We start from the raw sequence: 14,203 nt of genomic DNA on the forward strand, positions 1-14,203 counted from the left end.
CGGCTACGGCCCGCTGAGCTCCCGGATGCAAGCCGCCACCGTGTTGGCGCTCGGCACGTCGATGAGTCTGAGGCGGTGGCCGGAGACCGAGGTGAGGACGATCGTCCCTGAGCGGAACATGGCCTGCCAGAGGTTGCGCCGAACGGTGACGTCGACGATCGCGTTCATGTAGATCTCGCGGGTCTCGCTCGTCAGGGTTCCCTGCGAGAGCACGATGCGGTGCGTGGTGATCCTGCTGCGGGCCTGGAGCCAGACCACGATGGGCACGACGCCGAGGAGCACGATCGCGGCGAGCGAGATGAGCAGCCAGGCGTGGCGGGCCCCGATCGTCGTCTCCTGCAGGGCACCGAGGTTGTAGCCGGCGGCCGCGAAGCCGCCGATGAGGACGATCGACGGCAGCAGCAGACGGCGTCCGTGTCGGCGCACTCGCATGATCGTCCGCTCCGGCAGCCGCATGCCGAGCGGCTCGTAGTACCGCTGCTGGGGGGCCTCCGGCTGAGCGGGGAACTGCTGACCGTACTGCTGTCCAGGGTTGTACTGACGCTGGTCGGGCTCAGCTCGCTGCTGGGCCTGCGCGTACTCGTGGTGCGGCGGTGCCGCCTGCTGTCGAGGCGCGTGGCTGACGGGGAGCTGCGCCCCCTGGGGCGGTGCGCCGTACTGCTGCGCACCGTACTGCTGCGCGTCGGGAGCGCCGAAGATCTGGTCCCAGGACTGCTCGCTCGGATGCGGTGGGCGGCCGCGCATCAGGCCCCGTTCTCTGGGCGGACCCGCTCGACGTCCCCGGCCGCGACAGACCTGGTCTGCCCGTCATCGCCTCTGATCACGAGGTGCCCTTCCGGCGTGAGCTCCGTCGCGAAGCCGTGCAGGATCTCGCCAGACGGCAGTGTGGCTGCGACGCGGGCGCGGAGGGTCGAGCAGACGTCGCTCAGCTCGCCGTGGGCTCCGCTCGCGATGGCGTCGCCGCGAGTCTCGCGCAGCGCATCGAGTCGCGCCACGAACTCGGAGAGGTAGGCGGGGAGGAGCTCCGCCGGGTGCGGTGGGAGCATCCCCGCCAGCGCGAGCGAGGTGGCGTGCGCCGTGGGCAGCTCGTCGGCCTGCAGGGTGATGTTGACGCCGGTGCCGATGACGCAGGAGAGCTCTCCGTCGCGCGTTCCGAGGACGCGTCCCAGGATGCCGGCGACCTTGCGTCCGTCGATCTGGACGTCGTTCGGCCACTTGATCTCGACTCGACCGGAGTGCTCATCCGGCCGGAAGCCGGGGGCCGGTGGGGACAGCTCGAGGATGGCGCTGCGGAGTGCGAGTCCCGCGATCAGGGGCAGCCAGCCCAGGATGCGGGGGGCTGCCTCGTCGTCGGCGAGGCGCACGAGAGTCGAGGCTGCGAGGCACTTGCCGCGCGGGGAGATCCACTCGCGGCCGTGGCGGCCGACGCCGGCGGTCTGGGCGTAGGTGACGAGGGTGCTGAGAGCCGTGTTCTGGCTTGCCTCTCCCCCGGTGCGCTCCCAGATGTCGGCGAGCACGTCGTTGGTCGAGGTCGCTTCTGGCACCGAGATGAGGCGCAGCTCGGTGCCAGCAGCGCGCCCTCCGAGGAGCAGCTGGGTGATGGCCGGGGTGCTCACTGGGCGCCCGCGATCGCCGAGCCGATGAACGACAGGTACACGAAGGTCATCACGACTGAGGCGAGGACGGCGATGAAGAGGGTGACGAGGGCGATGATCGCGAGCACCTTCGAGCGACGCTTCTGCCAGAGCGCGACGATCGCGAGCACGAACGCGACGGCCGCGATGGAGAGCGCGAGCGCGATGTTGAGCACGGGAACCGGGGTGAACGCGAGGACGAGGGAGAGCGCCGCGACACCGAGCGCCCACCTGCCCCAGAGGCTCCGCCGCGAGAGCTCAGGCGCGGCGCTCGCCTCACCGCGGACGCTCGCGTCGTACGGCGCCATGGGCGCGCTCGACGGCAGCAGGCACTGCTGCGCCTGGGCATCCGGTGCCAGCGGTACGACCTCGGCGCCTGCCCTGGGCGCGGCCCCGTTCGGTGCGCCAGTCCCCTGAGTCATGCCGCCAACCTCTCAAATGTCGTGCGTCGTGCGTCTCTCACGCACTTCACCGGGGAATCAGGCTAACCCGTGCGGCCGAATATGAGCCGCCGCCCGGTAAAGTGACGCGGGTGAACTCCGCACCACTTGACTCCTCAGCGTCCGGTCCGACCCCTACGAGCACGGCTGACAAGATCGCCGACCTCAGGGCCCGCCATGCGGAAGCAGTGACGCAGGCGGAGGAGGTCTCTGCGAAGAAGCAGCACGCGAAGGGCAAGAAGACAGCCAGGGAGCGCATCCTCGAGCTGCTCGACCCGGGTTCCTTCGTGGAGCTCGACGAGTACGTGCGCCACCGGACGACGGCGTTCGGCATGGATGCTCGCCGTCCGTACGGCGACGCGGTCATCACGGGAACGGGCACGATCCACGGCCGCGGTGTCGCCGTCTACTCGCAGGACTTCACGACGTTCGGCGGCTCGCTCGGCGAGGTCGCGGGCGAGAAGATCATCAAGATCATGGACCACGCCATGAAGGTGGGGGTGCCGATCATCGGCATGCTCGACTCCGGCGGCGCGCGCATCCAGGAGGGTGTCGTCGCGCTCGGCAAGTACGGCGAGATCTTCCGGCGCAATACGCAGGCCTCCGGCGTCATCCCGCAGATCTCCATCGTCATGGGCCCTGCAGCCGGCGGCGCCGTGTACTCGCCGGCGCTCACCGACTTCGTCATCATGGTCGACAAGACGAGCCACATGTTCGTGACGGGACCTGACGTCATCAAGACGGTCACGGGCGAGGAGGTGGGCTTCGAGGAGCTCGGCGGCGCGCTCGCGCACAACCGAACCTCTGGCGTCTCCCACTACCTGGCCGCGGATGAGGACGACGCGCTCGACTACGCGCGCCAGCTCCTCTCCTTCCTGCCGGACAACAATCAGGCCGAGCTGCCGAGCTACGACATCGAGACGGAGCTCGAGATCACGGATCTCGACAAGAAGCTCAACACGGTCATCCCCGACTCCCCGAACCAGCCGTACGACGTGAAGCAGGTCATCGAGCTGATCGTCGACGACGGCGACTTCCTCGAGGTTCAGCCCCTCTTCGCCCCCAACATCATCATCGGCTTCGCGCGCGTTGACGGCACCTCCGTCGGCATCGTCGCGAACCAGCCGAGCGCGATGGCGGGCACGTTGAACATCGAGGCCGGCGAGAAGGCGTCCCGCTTCGTGCGCTTCTGCGACGCGTTCTCGATCCCGATCCTCACGCTCGTCGACGTGCCGGGCTACCTGCCCGGCACCGACCAGGAGTGGTCCGGGGTCATCCGCCGCGGCGCGAAGCTGCTGTACGCATATGCGGAGGCGACAGTGCCGCTCGTGACCGTCATCCTGCGCAAGGCGTACGGCGGCGCGTACATCGTCATGGGCTCGAAGCAGCTCGGCGCCGACCTGAACTTCGCGTGGCCGACCGCCGAGATCGCCGTCATGGGGGGCCAGGGCGCCGTGAACATCCTGTACCGCGGCGAGATCAAGCGGGCCGAGGAGGCTGGCGAGGACGTCGCCGCCGTGCGCACGCGCCTCGCGAACGAGTACACCTACAACGTCGCCTCGCCCTTCCTGGCGGCCGAGCGCGGCGAGCTCGACTCGGTCATCGAGCCCGCGTCGACCCGAGTCATCGTCGCGAAGGCGCTGCGCACGCTGCGCACGAAGCGCGCATCGCTGCCTCCCAAGAAGCACGGGAACATCCCGCTGTGAGCCAGGAGCAGATCCCATCGCACGTCGGCCTCGAGCACATCGTGCGCACCGTCAGCGGCAACCCCACCGAGGATGAGCTCGCGGCGGCCACGCTTGTGCTCGCATCGATGATCGAGTCAGCGCAGGACCTCGACCGGCCCCGCGACATCGTCAAGCGCCGCACGGCGTGGCAGCTCTCGCAGCGCAGCATGCGCGGCGGCGGCTCCGCGAGCGACCCGTTCGGCGGCTCCTACCGGAGCTGATCGCAGCAGCATGCGAACCGAGCGATCGTCTGGCGGGTTCCTGTTCGCCCTCGTCGCCCTGCTTGCAGTGGTGCTGGTGTTCGCGACCCCGGCTGGTGTGCCCTCGAACGACGAGGGTGGCACGACCGCGGCAGAGCCGTGGAGCGCTGAGGGCGTCCGCGAATGGTTCGAGGTCAACGTCTTCGGCACACACAGCCGTTTCGAGCCTGTGGTCGTCGCGCCGGAAGATGCGCAGAGCGCCTCGCTGAGCTACCCGCCGCTCGTCACAGCCCCGCTCGGCCCGTGGCCAGAGGGAGAGGCTGGCATCGACGCCTTCATCGCGGCATCCGGTGTTCCTGCGACCTGGGCTGCCGATGGCCAGACCGCCTGCCCTGAGGACGCGCAGGCCTGCACGAAGCAGTCCTGGTGCGAGGGCAACGGTTGCCCGGTCGAGCCGCCGACAGCCAGCATCCACCTGCGGGCGGATGATGCGACGCTGTTCCCGACGATCACCGATGTGGGCGCGTCGGTCCTGATCCATGAGCTGGGCCACGCGCAGCAGGCGTACGTCTTCCCGAACCCGGATGAGATGGTCCGCGTCCTGGAGGAGGGCTACGGGCAGTTCTCCGGCTGGGACGGCAACGCGGTCCCAGCGGTCGAGGGGCACGCCGAGTGCTACACGCAGGCGCTCATCGCCAGCTCAGCGTATTTCGCAGACTGCCCGGTCGATCGCAAGGAGCGCGCTGTCGCGCTTCTGCTCGAGAAGCGGTCCTAAAGCGCCCATTCTGTCGCTACAGTAAGCGAAAACCACCGAACCTCCAGGGGAGATCATGGCGAAGACCACCGTCACATCAGCGTTCGCGATCGGAGCCCTCGTGCTCCTCGGGTTCGGCCTCACCGGCTGCTCCGCCGCCCAGGAGATCGCGGACTCGGTCGAGGGCGAGCTCTCCGGCGGCGAGAGCGACGTCCGCGACGGCGAGACGCAGGAGGTCACCGAGTCGGGTGACCTCGACGTCTTCAAGCTCGCGGTGGGTGACTGCTTCAACGACGCCGGCAGCACCACGGTCAGCGAGATCCCGGTCGTGCCGTGTTCTGACCCACACGACTACGAGGTGTACTTCGAGGTCGAGATGCCCGACGGCGAGTACCCCGGAGACGAAGCCATCAGCGCGCAGGCGGACGCCGACTGCACGGCGCAGTTCGCGACCTTCGTCGGGCTTCCCTACGAGGAGAGCGCGCTGAACTTCAGCTACCTCACTCCCACCCAGCAGAGCTGGGATGGCGCCGATGACCGTCTCATCCAGTGCATCGTCATCGACGATGCTGCGCAGACGACGGGCAGCCTCGCCGGCGCCGCTCGCTAGGACGCTCGGGTCTCTCTGCTCGAGTCGGGTCTCTCTGCTCGAGGGAGACCGTGCGACGAACGCCGGGCCCCTCGCTCCTGCGATGGCCCGGCGTTCGTCGCGTGCGGCGTCGTCGTTCCGGTCAGGCGCGCACGAAGCGGGCGACCGTCTCGAAGTGGTGCGTGTTCGGGAAGAGGTCGTAGGCGCGCATCCAGTCGAGCGTGTAGCCGTGGCCGAGGAGGAGACCGGTGTCGCGGGCGAGCGCGACCGGGTCGCAGGCGACGTACACGAGCTGAGCCGGCCCGAAGCCCGCGAGACGGTCGATGACGTCCTTGCCGGCGCCGGAGCGCGGCGGGTCGAGGATGACGCTTCCCCGGCGGATCCCGTCGCGGTCGAGGTGCGTCGCGTCGCGCTCGAGGTTCGCGAGGTACTGGTCGACGCGTGCGGTGACGGCGCTCGCGCCGCGCCACTCCGCGAGGTTCGAGGTGGCGTGGCCAGTTGCGGCCGCGTTCGACTCGACGGTCTCGATGAAGGCCCCTGGCCCGGCTTCCTGCGCGAACGCCGCGGCGAGCAGGCCGACGCCGCCATACAGGTCGAGGTTCACGGCCTCGGCGTCGACGAGGGCGGGATCGAGGGCATCGGCGACGGCATTCGAGAGCGTCTCGGCGGCGAGCCTGTGCACCTGCCAGAACCCGTCCTCGTCGACCCGGTACTCGCGCCCGTTGACGACCTCGGTGACCACGGCCGGCTTGCGCCCGTGGGCGCCGTCGAGGATGGTCCGCATCCGGGTGTCGAGCTCCGCGGGTGCAACGAGCTCGATGCGTCCAGAACCGGCGAGGCGTTGACCGAGCGGAGCGAGCTCCTCGATGTCGCCGTGCGCGAGCGGCAGGGTCTCCGTCTCGATGACGCGGTGCGAGCGTGCAGCGTACGGGCCGACGCGCCCTTCCTTGTCGACGTGGAGGGTGACGCGGGTGCGCCAGCGCGTTCCGCCATTCTCGTCGTCGCCGAGAAGGGGCTCGACGACGCCCTGCCAGTCGTGGCCAGCGAAGCGGGCCATGGATTCTCGCAGGACCTGGGCCTTCAGCTCACGCTGGCGGGCCAGGCGGATGTGTCCGAGCTCGGCTCCCCCGGCGCGTTCCTCCGGCGTCCGCTCGATGCCGGCTTCCTGCCAGACGTGCGCCTGGCGGTCATCGGATGCGCGGAGCACGTCGGTGGCGACGGCCCGCGCGAAGGACTTCCTGACCTCGGTCACCCGAGCCTGCACGAGCTCGCCGGGCACGGCGTCCGCGACGAACACGACTCGGCCCTCGTGGCGGGCGACGAAGATGCCGCCGTGCGCGATGTCGCCGACCTCGAGCTCGATCACGTCTCCTGGGGTGATCTCCGCTGAAAGGTCTGGGGTGGTGCCGTCGTGGGTCATGCGCTCGAGCCTAGCCGTGCGCGCCCACCGAGCCTGGCGGCCTCGGGTCAGAGCCGCGTGAAGAGGCCGGGGTAGCTGAGCACGAAGCTCTGCTCGTCGGTCGCGATCTCGCGTTCGAACGAGCCGTCGGCCGCCTGGAAGAGGTAGCGGGTTCGGCTCAGGCGGCGGTACCGCTGACGGTCGAGGAACACGGCGAACGTCTCCGTGTCGATGTAGGCGACGTCGATCTCGCGTTCTTCTCCGACCTCGAGTCCCAGCCTGCGCATGGGAAGCGTGTTGGTGAGGGGCGTCGCCCGGATGTCCACGTCGAGCGCACCGCTGAGCTCGGGGGCTGGACGGTCGCCGACCCGCCAATCGCCGCGGCCATTCGAGGTGACGGTGAGGTGCTCACCGGTCTTCGGGCGGCGCAGCGAGACCAGCCGCGTCCGCAGGACCGGGTCGGTCTCGAGCAGGTACTCGAGGTGCGGGCCCTCGCCCGGCTCGGCCGAGACCGGCGCGGAGATGCGCGAGTTCGCGGTGATCGCGCCGACCGCGTCCTCGACGACACTCGCCGCCTCGACGTCGCCCGTCGCCTCAGCGACCCAGGCGAGTGCGGAGGGGGTGGAGACGGCTTCGACACCCGGCGAATCCCACACCACGGATGAGCGGGAGAACCTGGTCTGCTTCGGCGCGCGGTACCTCGACTCGATGCGGGTCACCCGACGCCCTCCCCTTCGGAGTCTGGGCGCTGGGCCGAACTGTGGAGCCTGATGAGCATGCGAGAGATCGTATGCAAACGGCCTTGGCGCACTCTGGCAGGAGGTCGCGCGTTGGCTGACCGCGCCCTGACCGGCCGCGTCGAGAGTCGCGCCTCCCCGCCTCGATCCTCGGGACAGTCGCCCCGCGGTCGCGAGTGTGCTGTGGCACAGCCCACGACCGCAAGGCGCCCCGATCGACGTCAGAGTTGCTGCCGCGCGATGCTCACGAGCCCATCCGCATCCAGGCCATAGTGACGGTAGAGATGAGTTGGCGGGCCGATCAGGCTGTACTCGTCCCTGAGACCATGGCGAACGAGACGCGCCCCGGCCGATCGCTCAGCCAGAACCTCGGCAACAGCTGATCCGAGACCACCGAGGATGTTGTGTTCCTCAGCCGTGATGATCACGGCGCTCCGCTCGGCCACCGCGGCAACGAGCTCCGCGTCCAGAGGCTTGATCGTCGCCATGTCCACGACCCCCACTGAGTACCCCTCATCCGTAAGCCGTCGTGCGGCTTCGAGTGCTGGATGGACAAGCGCACCGCAGGCTATGAACGTGACGTCTGTGCCACGGGAATGCTCGATCCCCCTCCCGATGGTGAACTCGACATCGTCCCCATACACCTGTGGGTCTCGACCCCGGCCGATCCGGAAGTAGATCGGCTCCGGCCAGTGGGCGCTCGCTCTGAGGGCGGCCCTCAGCTGGCGACCATCCGACGGCGAGATGACCGTCAACCCGGCAATCGCTCGTGTGGTCGAGATGTCCTCGGTCGCGTGATGGCTCGTCCCATAGAACCCGAGGGAGATGCCCGTGTGGTGGCCGATGAGGCGCACCGGGAGCTTGGTGTATCCCAGGTCCATCCTGATCTGCTCGCAGCAGAGCAATCCGAGGAACGACGCGAACGTCGCAACGAACGGCATGAGACCGCAGGTGGCCATGCCAGCCGCGGCCGAAACCATGTGCTGCTCGGAGATGCCGAACTGCACGAATCGATCCGGATGCTGTCTCTCGAAGAGCTGCAGCCCGTTGGAGTACTTGAGATCTGCCGTCCCCGCCACGACCGGGACCCCGTCCTTCACGAGGTCGTCGAGCCCAAGAGAGAGGTAGTCGAGGTCAGGATTCAGCTCGTTCAGCGCGCGGTACTGCCACGACTTCTTCGACTTCGGCCCGGTCATCGAGCTCTCCTTCCGTTGTTGATCTCTTCGATAGCGGACTCCGCGTCCTCCGGATCCAGGTACCCGAGGTGCCACCCGGGTTCTTCCTCCATGTAGCGGACGCCCTTGCCCTTCTGTGTATGCGCGATCACGCACGTCGGCACCCCGTCCCGCCTGGCATGCTTGATGCGGTTCAGTGTGTCGCGCACCTCGATCACGTCGTGCCCGTCCACCTCGATGACGTTCCATCCGAAGGCACGCCACTTGTCGGCGAGCGCCTCGACTCCGAGGACGTCGTCGACCGCTCCATCGAGTTGATAGCCGTTGCGGTCGATGATCGCGACGAGTCGATCGAGACGGTGGTGGGCCGAAGACATCGCCGCCTCCCACACCTGTCCCTCTTGCATCTCACCGTCACCCAGCATCGCGAAGACGGTGTAGTCACGGTCGGACATCCTCCCGGCAAGCGCCATCCCGAAGCCGTTGGACAGGGCATGGCCGATCGATCCCGAGCTGAAGTCGATGCCTTTGACCTTCGTCATGTCCGGGTGATCGCCGTAGGGGCTGCCCAGGCGCGCATACGAATCGAGCTCTTCGCGGGGGAAGTACCCGAGGTCGGCGAGGTACGCGAACATGCCGACAGCGGCGTGGCCCTTGCCGATCACGAACCGGTCGCGGTCCGCCCACCCGGGATCGTCAGGGCGGATGTCCATGACCGAGTAGTAGAGCGCAGCGAAGATCTCCGCCGCCGAGAACACGGAGCTGTAGTGCCCTGTCTTCGCTATCTCGATCAGCCGGATCGTCTCCGTGCGGATGAAATCGGCTCGGTCTTCCAATCGAGCTCGGTCGGTGTCGTCAGCCGTGACGGTCGTCGTTGTGTTCATACGTATTCCTTTCACGTTCAGTCAGCCTCGCTTCCGCTGACGGGGCGCGATCGCGTCCTCGTCGAGTGTCAGATCGCGACCAGCCACCTCGGGAGAGATCAGTGCTGCGATGAAGCCGATGAGCGCGAGCAGCGCGACGTAGGCCGCGATCACCCACCAGTGGCCGGTGGCTGCAAGCAACAGGGCGACGACCAGAGGCGCGATGCCGGCACCGGCGAGCCCGCCGAGTTCCTTCGAGGCGGTCACCCCGGTCAATCGATGGCGCAGCCCGAACATCTCGACCATGTAGGCGGATTCGGTTGCGTACATGCCTTGCACGCAGATGCCGGAAGCGATGATGAACGCGGCGAAGATCGCCCACGTCTCACCCGTGGAGATGAGCATCAGGCCAGGGAAGGCGAAGAGCACCTGGACCCCGGCGAGCACCAGGAACACCCGCCGTCGACCGTACTTGTCGGTGAGCGACCCGATCAGGGGGATCGCTCCGAGCCCGACGAGTGAGGCGACCAAGAGCGCCGTGGCCCCGGTGGTCTGGCCCTGTCCGGGGAGCGTGGCGACGTACCCGACGAGGAACACCTGGTAGAGGGCGCTCGTGCCTCCCTCTCCGATACGGAGGCCGAAGCACACCAGGAAGGACCGCCACCCGCTTCGGAAGAAGTTGGCGTAGAGCTCCTTCATCGAGCTCTTCCGCTGCCGGTCGGCCACCGACTCGAAGACGTGGCTCTCCTTGACCCGCTTGCGGACCCAGAGACCGAGGACCGTGACCAGGATCGACCCGAGGAACGGGAGGCGCCAGCCCCAGCTCATCAACTGGTCCTCCGGCATCGTCGAGATGAGCAGCCAGACTCCGGTCGCAAGGAGCGAGCCCGTGTTGGTTCCGAACGAGACGAAGGACCCGACGAATCCTCGGTGCTTGCGAGGCGCGGACTCGACCATGAGCGCGGACGCACTGGCGAGTTCGGCTCCAGTGGCGAACCCCTGGACCATGCGGCACAGCAGCAGCAGGAGCGGCGCGACCACTCCGACCTGGTCGTACGTCGGGAGGAGCCCGATCGCGAAGGTGGATGCACCCATCAGCACGATGGTGAGCACCATGATGAACTTCCGGCCGATTCGATCCCCGACTGCACCGAGGAGGAGTCCGCCGATGGGGCGCACGATGAAACCGACCGCGTAGGTAGCGAACCCTGCGACGAAGCCGATCTGCGGGGGCAGGTTGGAGTAGAAGAGCTGATTGAAGATGAGCGCCGTCGCGAGCCCGTAGATGACGTAGTCGTAGTACTCGAGCGTGGTCCCTAGTGCCCCTGCGACAGTCGTTCTCATCATCGAGCCCCGACTCTGAGGGGTGACGTTCTCATGCGTCTGCGTATCGGTCATATGCCTCTCCTTTGAGGTCATAGGGGATGGGCCCGCGCCGAGTGACGCGGACCGGGTGAAGCGTTGCTAGTCGAGGTCAGCTGGCAGCACGGGAGTGGCCTGCTGGGTGTTCCCGATGGACTGCAGGCGAGTCGCAGTGAGGGTGATCTCTGAGACGGTCGTGCGTCCCGGCATCGTGATGGCCGCCAGGGTCGCCTGAGCGACGTCTTCTGGCTGGATGAACCACCGGCGCATCTCCTGCGGCGGCGGTGTCGGCCGTCGGTCCAGGATGGGCGTGTTCACGACGCCGGGGAGGATAGTCGTTATCCGGACCCCGGCTGCGTGCTCATCACGACTCGCACCTCTCGCCAGACCGATCATGCCCGCTTTGGACGCCTGGTACGCGGCTCCCGAGTGATCGGGCCAGAGGGCGGCAACACTCGAGATGAGGACCGCGTCGCCGCGAGCGTCCCGCAGCTGCGACAAGGCGCCGCGCAGGAAGTAGAAGGCGCCGTTGAGGTTCACGTCGATGAGGTCGTCCCAGGCGTCGAACTCCACGTCGCCGAACGTGCGGGGGTTGATGTTCCGTCCCGCCGCCACGATGAGCGTGTCGATGGGATCCTCCTGCGCGAGCTGGTCCAGCAGAGATGTGACCGCTGCTCCGTCTGAGACGTCGAGCGTGTGCGGCACGTATGCACCCGAAGCCAGGTGCTCGCCACCCACTTCTGCGAGCTCTTCCGCTCGGCGCGCGACCGCATGCACTCTCGCTCCGCCACTGAGGAGCATCTGCGCGATCGCAGCCCCCATGCCGCTCGATGCGCCCGTCACCAGTGCGGTGCGGCCTTCGACGTTGCCCAGTTCTCGCTGGTGCGAATCAAGTCTCATGATTCCCCTCTCGTCCGTCCAGGTTGATGGTTGGTTCCATCGAACGGCGCAATAGTCTCACAGAATGGACCACGTCTGCAATGGATGGTAATTTGACGACTGGCGCAAAGGAGCGCCGCCCGAACGTCGATACGAGGAAGTGCAAAATGCCGAGAGCCGTCGAGATCACCACATGGCAGTGCAGAGTCCCGCTGGAGCATCCGCTTCATTTCAAGAGCACCACGATCACGCACCGCGACTGCACCGTCGTGCGCGTCAGCACTGATGATGGGCTCACCGGCGCCGCCCTGGGACTCAATCGCGGTGCGCCACTCGACGCGGTGATTCAGGACATGCTCGCCGCGTGCGTCCTCGATCACGATGCACTCGATGCCGACGGATTCCAGCACCGCTCTCGGAGCAGGCACGCATTCGTCGACCAGACGGGGATGCTGGCTCAGGCAAGGTCTCTCGTCGATCTGGCGCTCTGGGACATTCGCGGGAAGCACTTCGGAGCACCGCTCTGGCGACTCCTCGGCGGAGGAAGAGAGACCGCGCCGGTATCCCTCGTCGAGGGATACGAGCTCCCTGGCGAGTCAGACGCCGATTTCGCGGCGCGACTCCTCGCGCGCGCCGACGAAGGCTACCGTTCGATCAAGGTGGAAGCCGCCGGGTACGAGAACCCGCGGCAGCTGCTCGACCGGCTTCACCTCATCCGCGAAGAACGAGATGCGACTGAGCTCGCACTCGTCGTCGACGTGAACGGATCGTGGCCGACCCTGCGACATGCCCAGCGGATGCTCCGCGACCTCGAGGAATTCGACCTGGCCTGGCTGGAAGACCCCTTCCCCCACCATCGCTTCGAACTCCTGCGCCCACTCACCGAGAGCTCCGCAGTGCCGATCGGATCGGGAGACGACATCACTGACCCGCAGATCCTCATCGACCTCGTGACGAGCCGCGCCGTTGACGTGCTGCGCGTCGATGCAACCACGCTCGGCGGCATGCAGGACACGCTCGATGTGCTGGGAGCGGCACGCCAAGCAGGCATCCCCACGTCGGGCCACGCCCATTCCTATGTTCACCAGCACTTGAGCTTCGCCAGCGAAGCCATGCACCACATCGAGGTGTTCCCCGATGACCGCCCGTTCGAGCCTTCGTACCGACTGACCACAGGATCAGTGTTCCCGCACATCGAGGACGGGCTCCTGCGCCGCCCGTCAGAGCCGGGATTGGCATTCGCCCTCGACCTGGATCGGATCGAGCAATGGGCCGACCGGTCGACGACGCGGCGCGCAGCATGACCGTGAGCACCCTGGCCAGGTACGAGTGCGAACCGGGCGACAGGGAGGCAGTACTGGCACTTCTCGAGCCGGCGCGAGCGGCGACGATCCAGGAAGCAGGCTGCCTCTACTTCCACCTACTCCTGCCTCGTGAAGCTCCGGATCACATCTTCCTGATCGAGGGATGGCGCAGTGCGGAGGACCTGGCGGCCCACCGCACTGCACCGCACTTCACGGAGATCATCCTGGGGACGATCGCGCGACGTGTCCGCAACCGCTCCGTCGAGATCTGCGAGGAGCTTGCTAGTCCTGCACCTGCGGGAAGTGAATCGTCATCCCACCATCAGCTGCGATCGACTGCCCGGTGATGTACGAGGAAGCAGGTGACAGCAGGAAGGCGATGACCTCCGCGATCTCACGTGGCTCGGCGAAGCGCCCCATCGGAGTCCGCGCTTCCACAGGGGCCGGATCCAGATACCCGGAATCGATGAGACTCGCGATCGCGGGCGTCCGCACCCAGGCGGGCGCGACGGCATTGGCCCGTATGCCATCACGGACCCACTCGACGGCCAGCGTTCGGGCGACCCCCTCGATGCCAGCCTTCGCTGCGTTGTAGCCCAGCCGCTGCGCAACCCCCAAGCGGGCGCCCATCGAGGACAGGTAGACGATGGCCGCCCGCTCGGAACGCTTGAGCAGCGGGTACGCCGCCCTGCTCATCCTGATACTCCCCATGAGATGGATGTCGATAAGGCGCAGCAGACTCGCATCAGAGACTTCGGCCGACGGTCCAGGATCCACGATCCCCGCAGCAGCCACGACTCCGTCGACTCGTCCGAATCTCTCTCCGACGGTCGCGAATGCCTCGTTGACGGACGCCTCGGAGGTCACGTCCACGCGTATTCCGTGATGGCCTTCCCCAGGCAGGCCATCCACTGCATTCTGCAGGTTCTCTTCATGCAGATCGAGGAGCACAAGCTGAGAGCCTTGCTCTGCGAGCAGACCAGCCGTCGCGAGGCCGATGCCGCTGGCACCTCCAGAGATGACGATGATGGGTGCTTCGGTCATGTTCGCTCCTCTTCGTTGAGTATTCGCACATAGCAGACACTATGCCCAACTGACAGTAAATCACGAGAGTGGGCTCCGGCCCAGAATCGCGGACGG

At 67.2% G+C, this 14,203-nt stretch carries 16 protein-coding genes and 1 pseudogene; 6 read left to right on the forward strand and 11 right to left on the reverse strand.

Going from position 1 to position 14,203, the window contains the following annotated elements:
- Nucleotides 1-3 precede the first annotated feature (3 nt).
- From GV007_RS11395 to GV007_RS11405, 3 genes are read right to left on the reverse strand one after another with little or no spacing between them, the layout of a single operon-like run.
- On the reverse strand, nt 4-744 hold the full coding sequence (locus tag GV007_RS11395; RefSeq protein ID WP_160072667.1) for a PH domain-containing protein: 741 nt from the start codon (nt 742-744) through the stop codon (nt 4-6).
- On the reverse strand, nt 744-1,616 hold the full coding sequence (locus tag GV007_RS11400) for a biotin--[acetyl-CoA-carboxylase] ligase (RefSeq protein ID WP_160072669.1): 873 nt from the start codon (nt 1,614-1,616) through the stop codon (nt 744-746). Before GV007_RS11400 ends, GV007_RS11395 begins: the two co-directional genes overlap by 1 nt.
- On the reverse strand, nt 1,613-2,056 hold the full coding sequence (locus tag GV007_RS11405) for a hypothetical protein (protein ID WP_160072671.1): 444 nt from the start codon (nt 2,054-2,056) through the stop codon (nt 1,613-1,615). Before GV007_RS11405 ends, GV007_RS11400 begins: the two co-directional genes overlap by 4 nt.
- Before the next feature lie 110 nt (nt 2,057-2,166).
- Here GV007_RS11405 and GV007_RS11410 point away from each other — a divergent pair, with 110 nt between their 5' ends.
- Genes GV007_RS11410 through GV007_RS11425 form a run of 4 tightly spaced genes read left to right on the forward strand, consistent with a single transcriptional unit; the run spans nt 2,167 to nt 5,365 of the window.
- Nucleotides 2,167-3,780: an acyl-CoA carboxylase subunit beta gene (locus GV007_RS11410; RefSeq protein ID WP_104243005.1), complete on the forward strand. Its 1,614-nt coding sequence runs from the start codon at nt 2,167-2,169 to the stop codon at nt 3,778-3,780.
- Nucleotides 3,777-4,022 carry an acyl-CoA carboxylase subunit epsilon gene (locus GV007_RS11415; protein ID WP_181059498.1) on the forward strand — a complete coding sequence of 82 codons (246 nt, stop codon included), beginning with the start codon at nt 3,777-3,779 and terminating at the stop codon, nt 4,020-4,022. The genes GV007_RS11410 and GV007_RS11415 overlap by 4 nt, the downstream gene beginning before the upstream one ends.
- Before the next feature lie 10 nt (nt 4,023-4,032).
- Nucleotides 4,033-4,776, forward strand: coding sequence for a hypothetical protein (locus GV007_RS11420; protein ID WP_160072673.1), 744 nt, complete (start codon nt 4,033-4,035; stop codon nt 4,774-4,776).
- A gap of 55 nt (nt 4,777-4,831) precedes the next feature.
- A complete protein-coding gene (locus tag GV007_RS11425; protein ID WP_160072675.1) occupies nt 4,832-5,365 on the forward strand; it encodes a septum formation family protein in 534 nt (177 codons plus the stop codon).
- A gap of 121 nt (nt 5,366-5,486) precedes the next feature.
- On the opposite strand, the gene GV007_RS11430 is transcribed toward GV007_RS11425, so the two are convergent.
- The 7 genes and pseudogenes from GV007_RS11430 to GV007_RS11455 all read right to left on the reverse strand — a co-directional run bounded on the left by GV007_RS11430 (nt 5,487) and on the right by GV007_RS11455 (nt 11,780).
- Nucleotides 5,487-6,764: a class I SAM-dependent RNA methyltransferase gene (locus tag GV007_RS11430; protein ID WP_328809504.1), complete on the reverse strand. Its 1,278-nt coding sequence runs from the start codon at nt 6,762-6,764 to the stop codon at nt 5,487-5,489.
- Nucleotides 6,750-6,824, reverse strand: a pseudogene (locus GV007_RS19400) (hypothetical protein); the annotation flags it as partial. The pseudogene GV007_RS19400 and the gene GV007_RS11430, both read right to left, overlap by 15 nt.
- Nucleotides 6,812-7,462, reverse strand: a complete 651-nt coding sequence (locus tag GV007_RS19230) for a putative glycolipid-binding domain-containing protein (RefSeq protein WP_328809463.1) — start codon at nt 7,460-7,462, stop codon at nt 6,812-6,814. The pseudogene GV007_RS19400 and the gene GV007_RS19230, both read right to left, overlap by 13 nt.
- A 239-nt stretch (nt 7,463-7,701) precedes the next feature.
- Entirely contained in the window at nt 7,702-8,676 is a 975-nt protein-coding gene (locus GV007_RS11440; protein ID WP_160072677.1) for a transketolase family protein, read from the reverse strand.
- Complete coding sequence (locus tag GV007_RS11445; protein WP_160072679.1) at nt 8,673-9,539, reverse strand: transketolase; 867 nt, start codon at nt 9,537-9,539, stop codon at nt 8,673-8,675. Before GV007_RS11445 ends, GV007_RS11440 begins: the two co-directional genes overlap by 4 nt.
- Before the next feature lie 21 nt (nt 9,540-9,560).
- The gene (locus tag GV007_RS11450; RefSeq protein ID WP_228502405.1) at nt 9,561-10,865 is read right to left on the reverse strand and encodes an MFS transporter; all 1,305 of its coding nucleotides are present in this window, start codon (nt 10,863-10,865) and stop codon (nt 9,561-9,563) included.
- A gap of 117 nt (nt 10,866-10,982) precedes the next feature.
- Complete coding sequence (locus tag GV007_RS11455; protein ID WP_160072683.1) at nt 10,983-11,780, reverse strand: SDR family oxidoreductase; 798 nt, start codon at nt 11,778-11,780, stop codon at nt 10,983-10,985.
- A gap of 146 nt (nt 11,781-11,926) precedes the next feature.
- Here GV007_RS11455 and GV007_RS11460 point away from each other — a divergent pair, with 146 nt between their 5' ends.
- Entirely contained in the window at nt 11,927-13,063 is a 1,137-nt protein-coding gene (locus GV007_RS11460; RefSeq protein ID WP_160072685.1) for a mandelate racemase/muconate lactonizing enzyme family protein, read from the forward strand.
- On the forward strand, nt 13,060-13,410 hold the full coding sequence (locus GV007_RS19465) for a putative quinol monooxygenase (RefSeq protein WP_160072687.1): 351 nt from the start codon (nt 13,060-13,062) through the stop codon (nt 13,408-13,410). The genes GV007_RS11460 and GV007_RS19465 overlap by 4 nt, the downstream gene beginning before the upstream one ends.
- On the opposite strand, the gene GV007_RS11470 is transcribed toward GV007_RS19465, so the two are convergent.
- Nucleotides 13,346-14,107 (reverse strand): SDR family NAD(P)-dependent oxidoreductase, encoded by a 762-nt coding sequence (locus GV007_RS11470; RefSeq protein ID WP_228502404.1) that lies wholly within the window; start codon nt 14,105-14,107, stop codon nt 13,346-13,348. The two genes, GV007_RS19465 and GV007_RS11470, sit on opposite strands and share 65 nt — an antisense overlap.
- Nucleotides 14,108-14,203: the final 96 nt, after the last annotated feature.

The sequence above is a fragment of the Pseudoclavibacter sp. 8L genome, assembly GCF_902506465.1.
GTDB lineage: Bacteria > Actinomycetota > Actinomycetes > Actinomycetales > Microbacteriaceae > Pseudoclavibacter.

Coding starts and splice junctions, on each gene's coding strand:
- GV007_RS11440 (WP_160072677.1), bottom strand. CDS start 8,676: ATGACCGGGCCGAAGTCGAAGAAGTCGTGGCAGTACCGCGCGCTGAAC.
- GV007_RS11445 (WP_160072679.1), bottom strand. CDS start 9,539: ATGAACACAACGACGACCGTCACGGCTGACGACACCGACCGAGCTCGA.
- GV007_RS11425 (WP_160072675.1), top strand. CDS start 4,832: ATGGCGAAGACCACCGTCACATCAGCGTTCGCGATCGGAGCCCTCGTG.
- GV007_RS11405 (WP_160072671.1), bottom strand. CDS start 2,056: ATGACTCAGGGGACTGGCGCACCGAACGGGGCCGCGCCCAGGGCAGGC.
- GV007_RS11420 (WP_160072673.1), top strand. CDS start 4,033: ATGCGAACCGAGCGATCGTCTGGCGGGTTCCTGTTCGCCCTCGTCGCC.
- GV007_RS11460 (WP_160072685.1), top strand. CDS start 11,927: ATGCCGAGAGCCGTCGAGATCACCACATGGCAGTGCAGAGTCCCGCTG.
- GV007_RS11455 (WP_160072683.1), bottom strand. CDS start 11,780: ATGAGACTTGATTCGCACCAGCGAGAACTGGGCAACGTCGAAGGCCGC.
- GV007_RS19465 (WP_160072687.1), top strand. CDS start 13,060: ATGACCGTGAGCACCCTGGCCAGGTACGAGTGCGAACCGGGCGACAGG.
- GV007_RS11450 (WP_228502405.1), bottom strand. CDS start 10,865: ATGATGAGAACGACTGTCGCAGGGGCACTAGGGACCACGCTCGAGTAC.
- GV007_RS11395 (WP_160072667.1), bottom strand. CDS start 744: ATGCGCGGCCGCCCACCGCATCCGAGCGAGCAGTCCTGGGACCAGATC.
- GV007_RS11430 (WP_328809504.1), bottom strand. CDS start 6,764: ATGACCCACGACGGCACCACCCCAGACCTTTCAGCGGAGATCACCCCA.
- GV007_RS11470 (WP_228502404.1), bottom strand. CDS start 14,107: ATGACCGAAGCACCCATCATCGTCATCTCTGGAGGTGCCAGCGGCATC.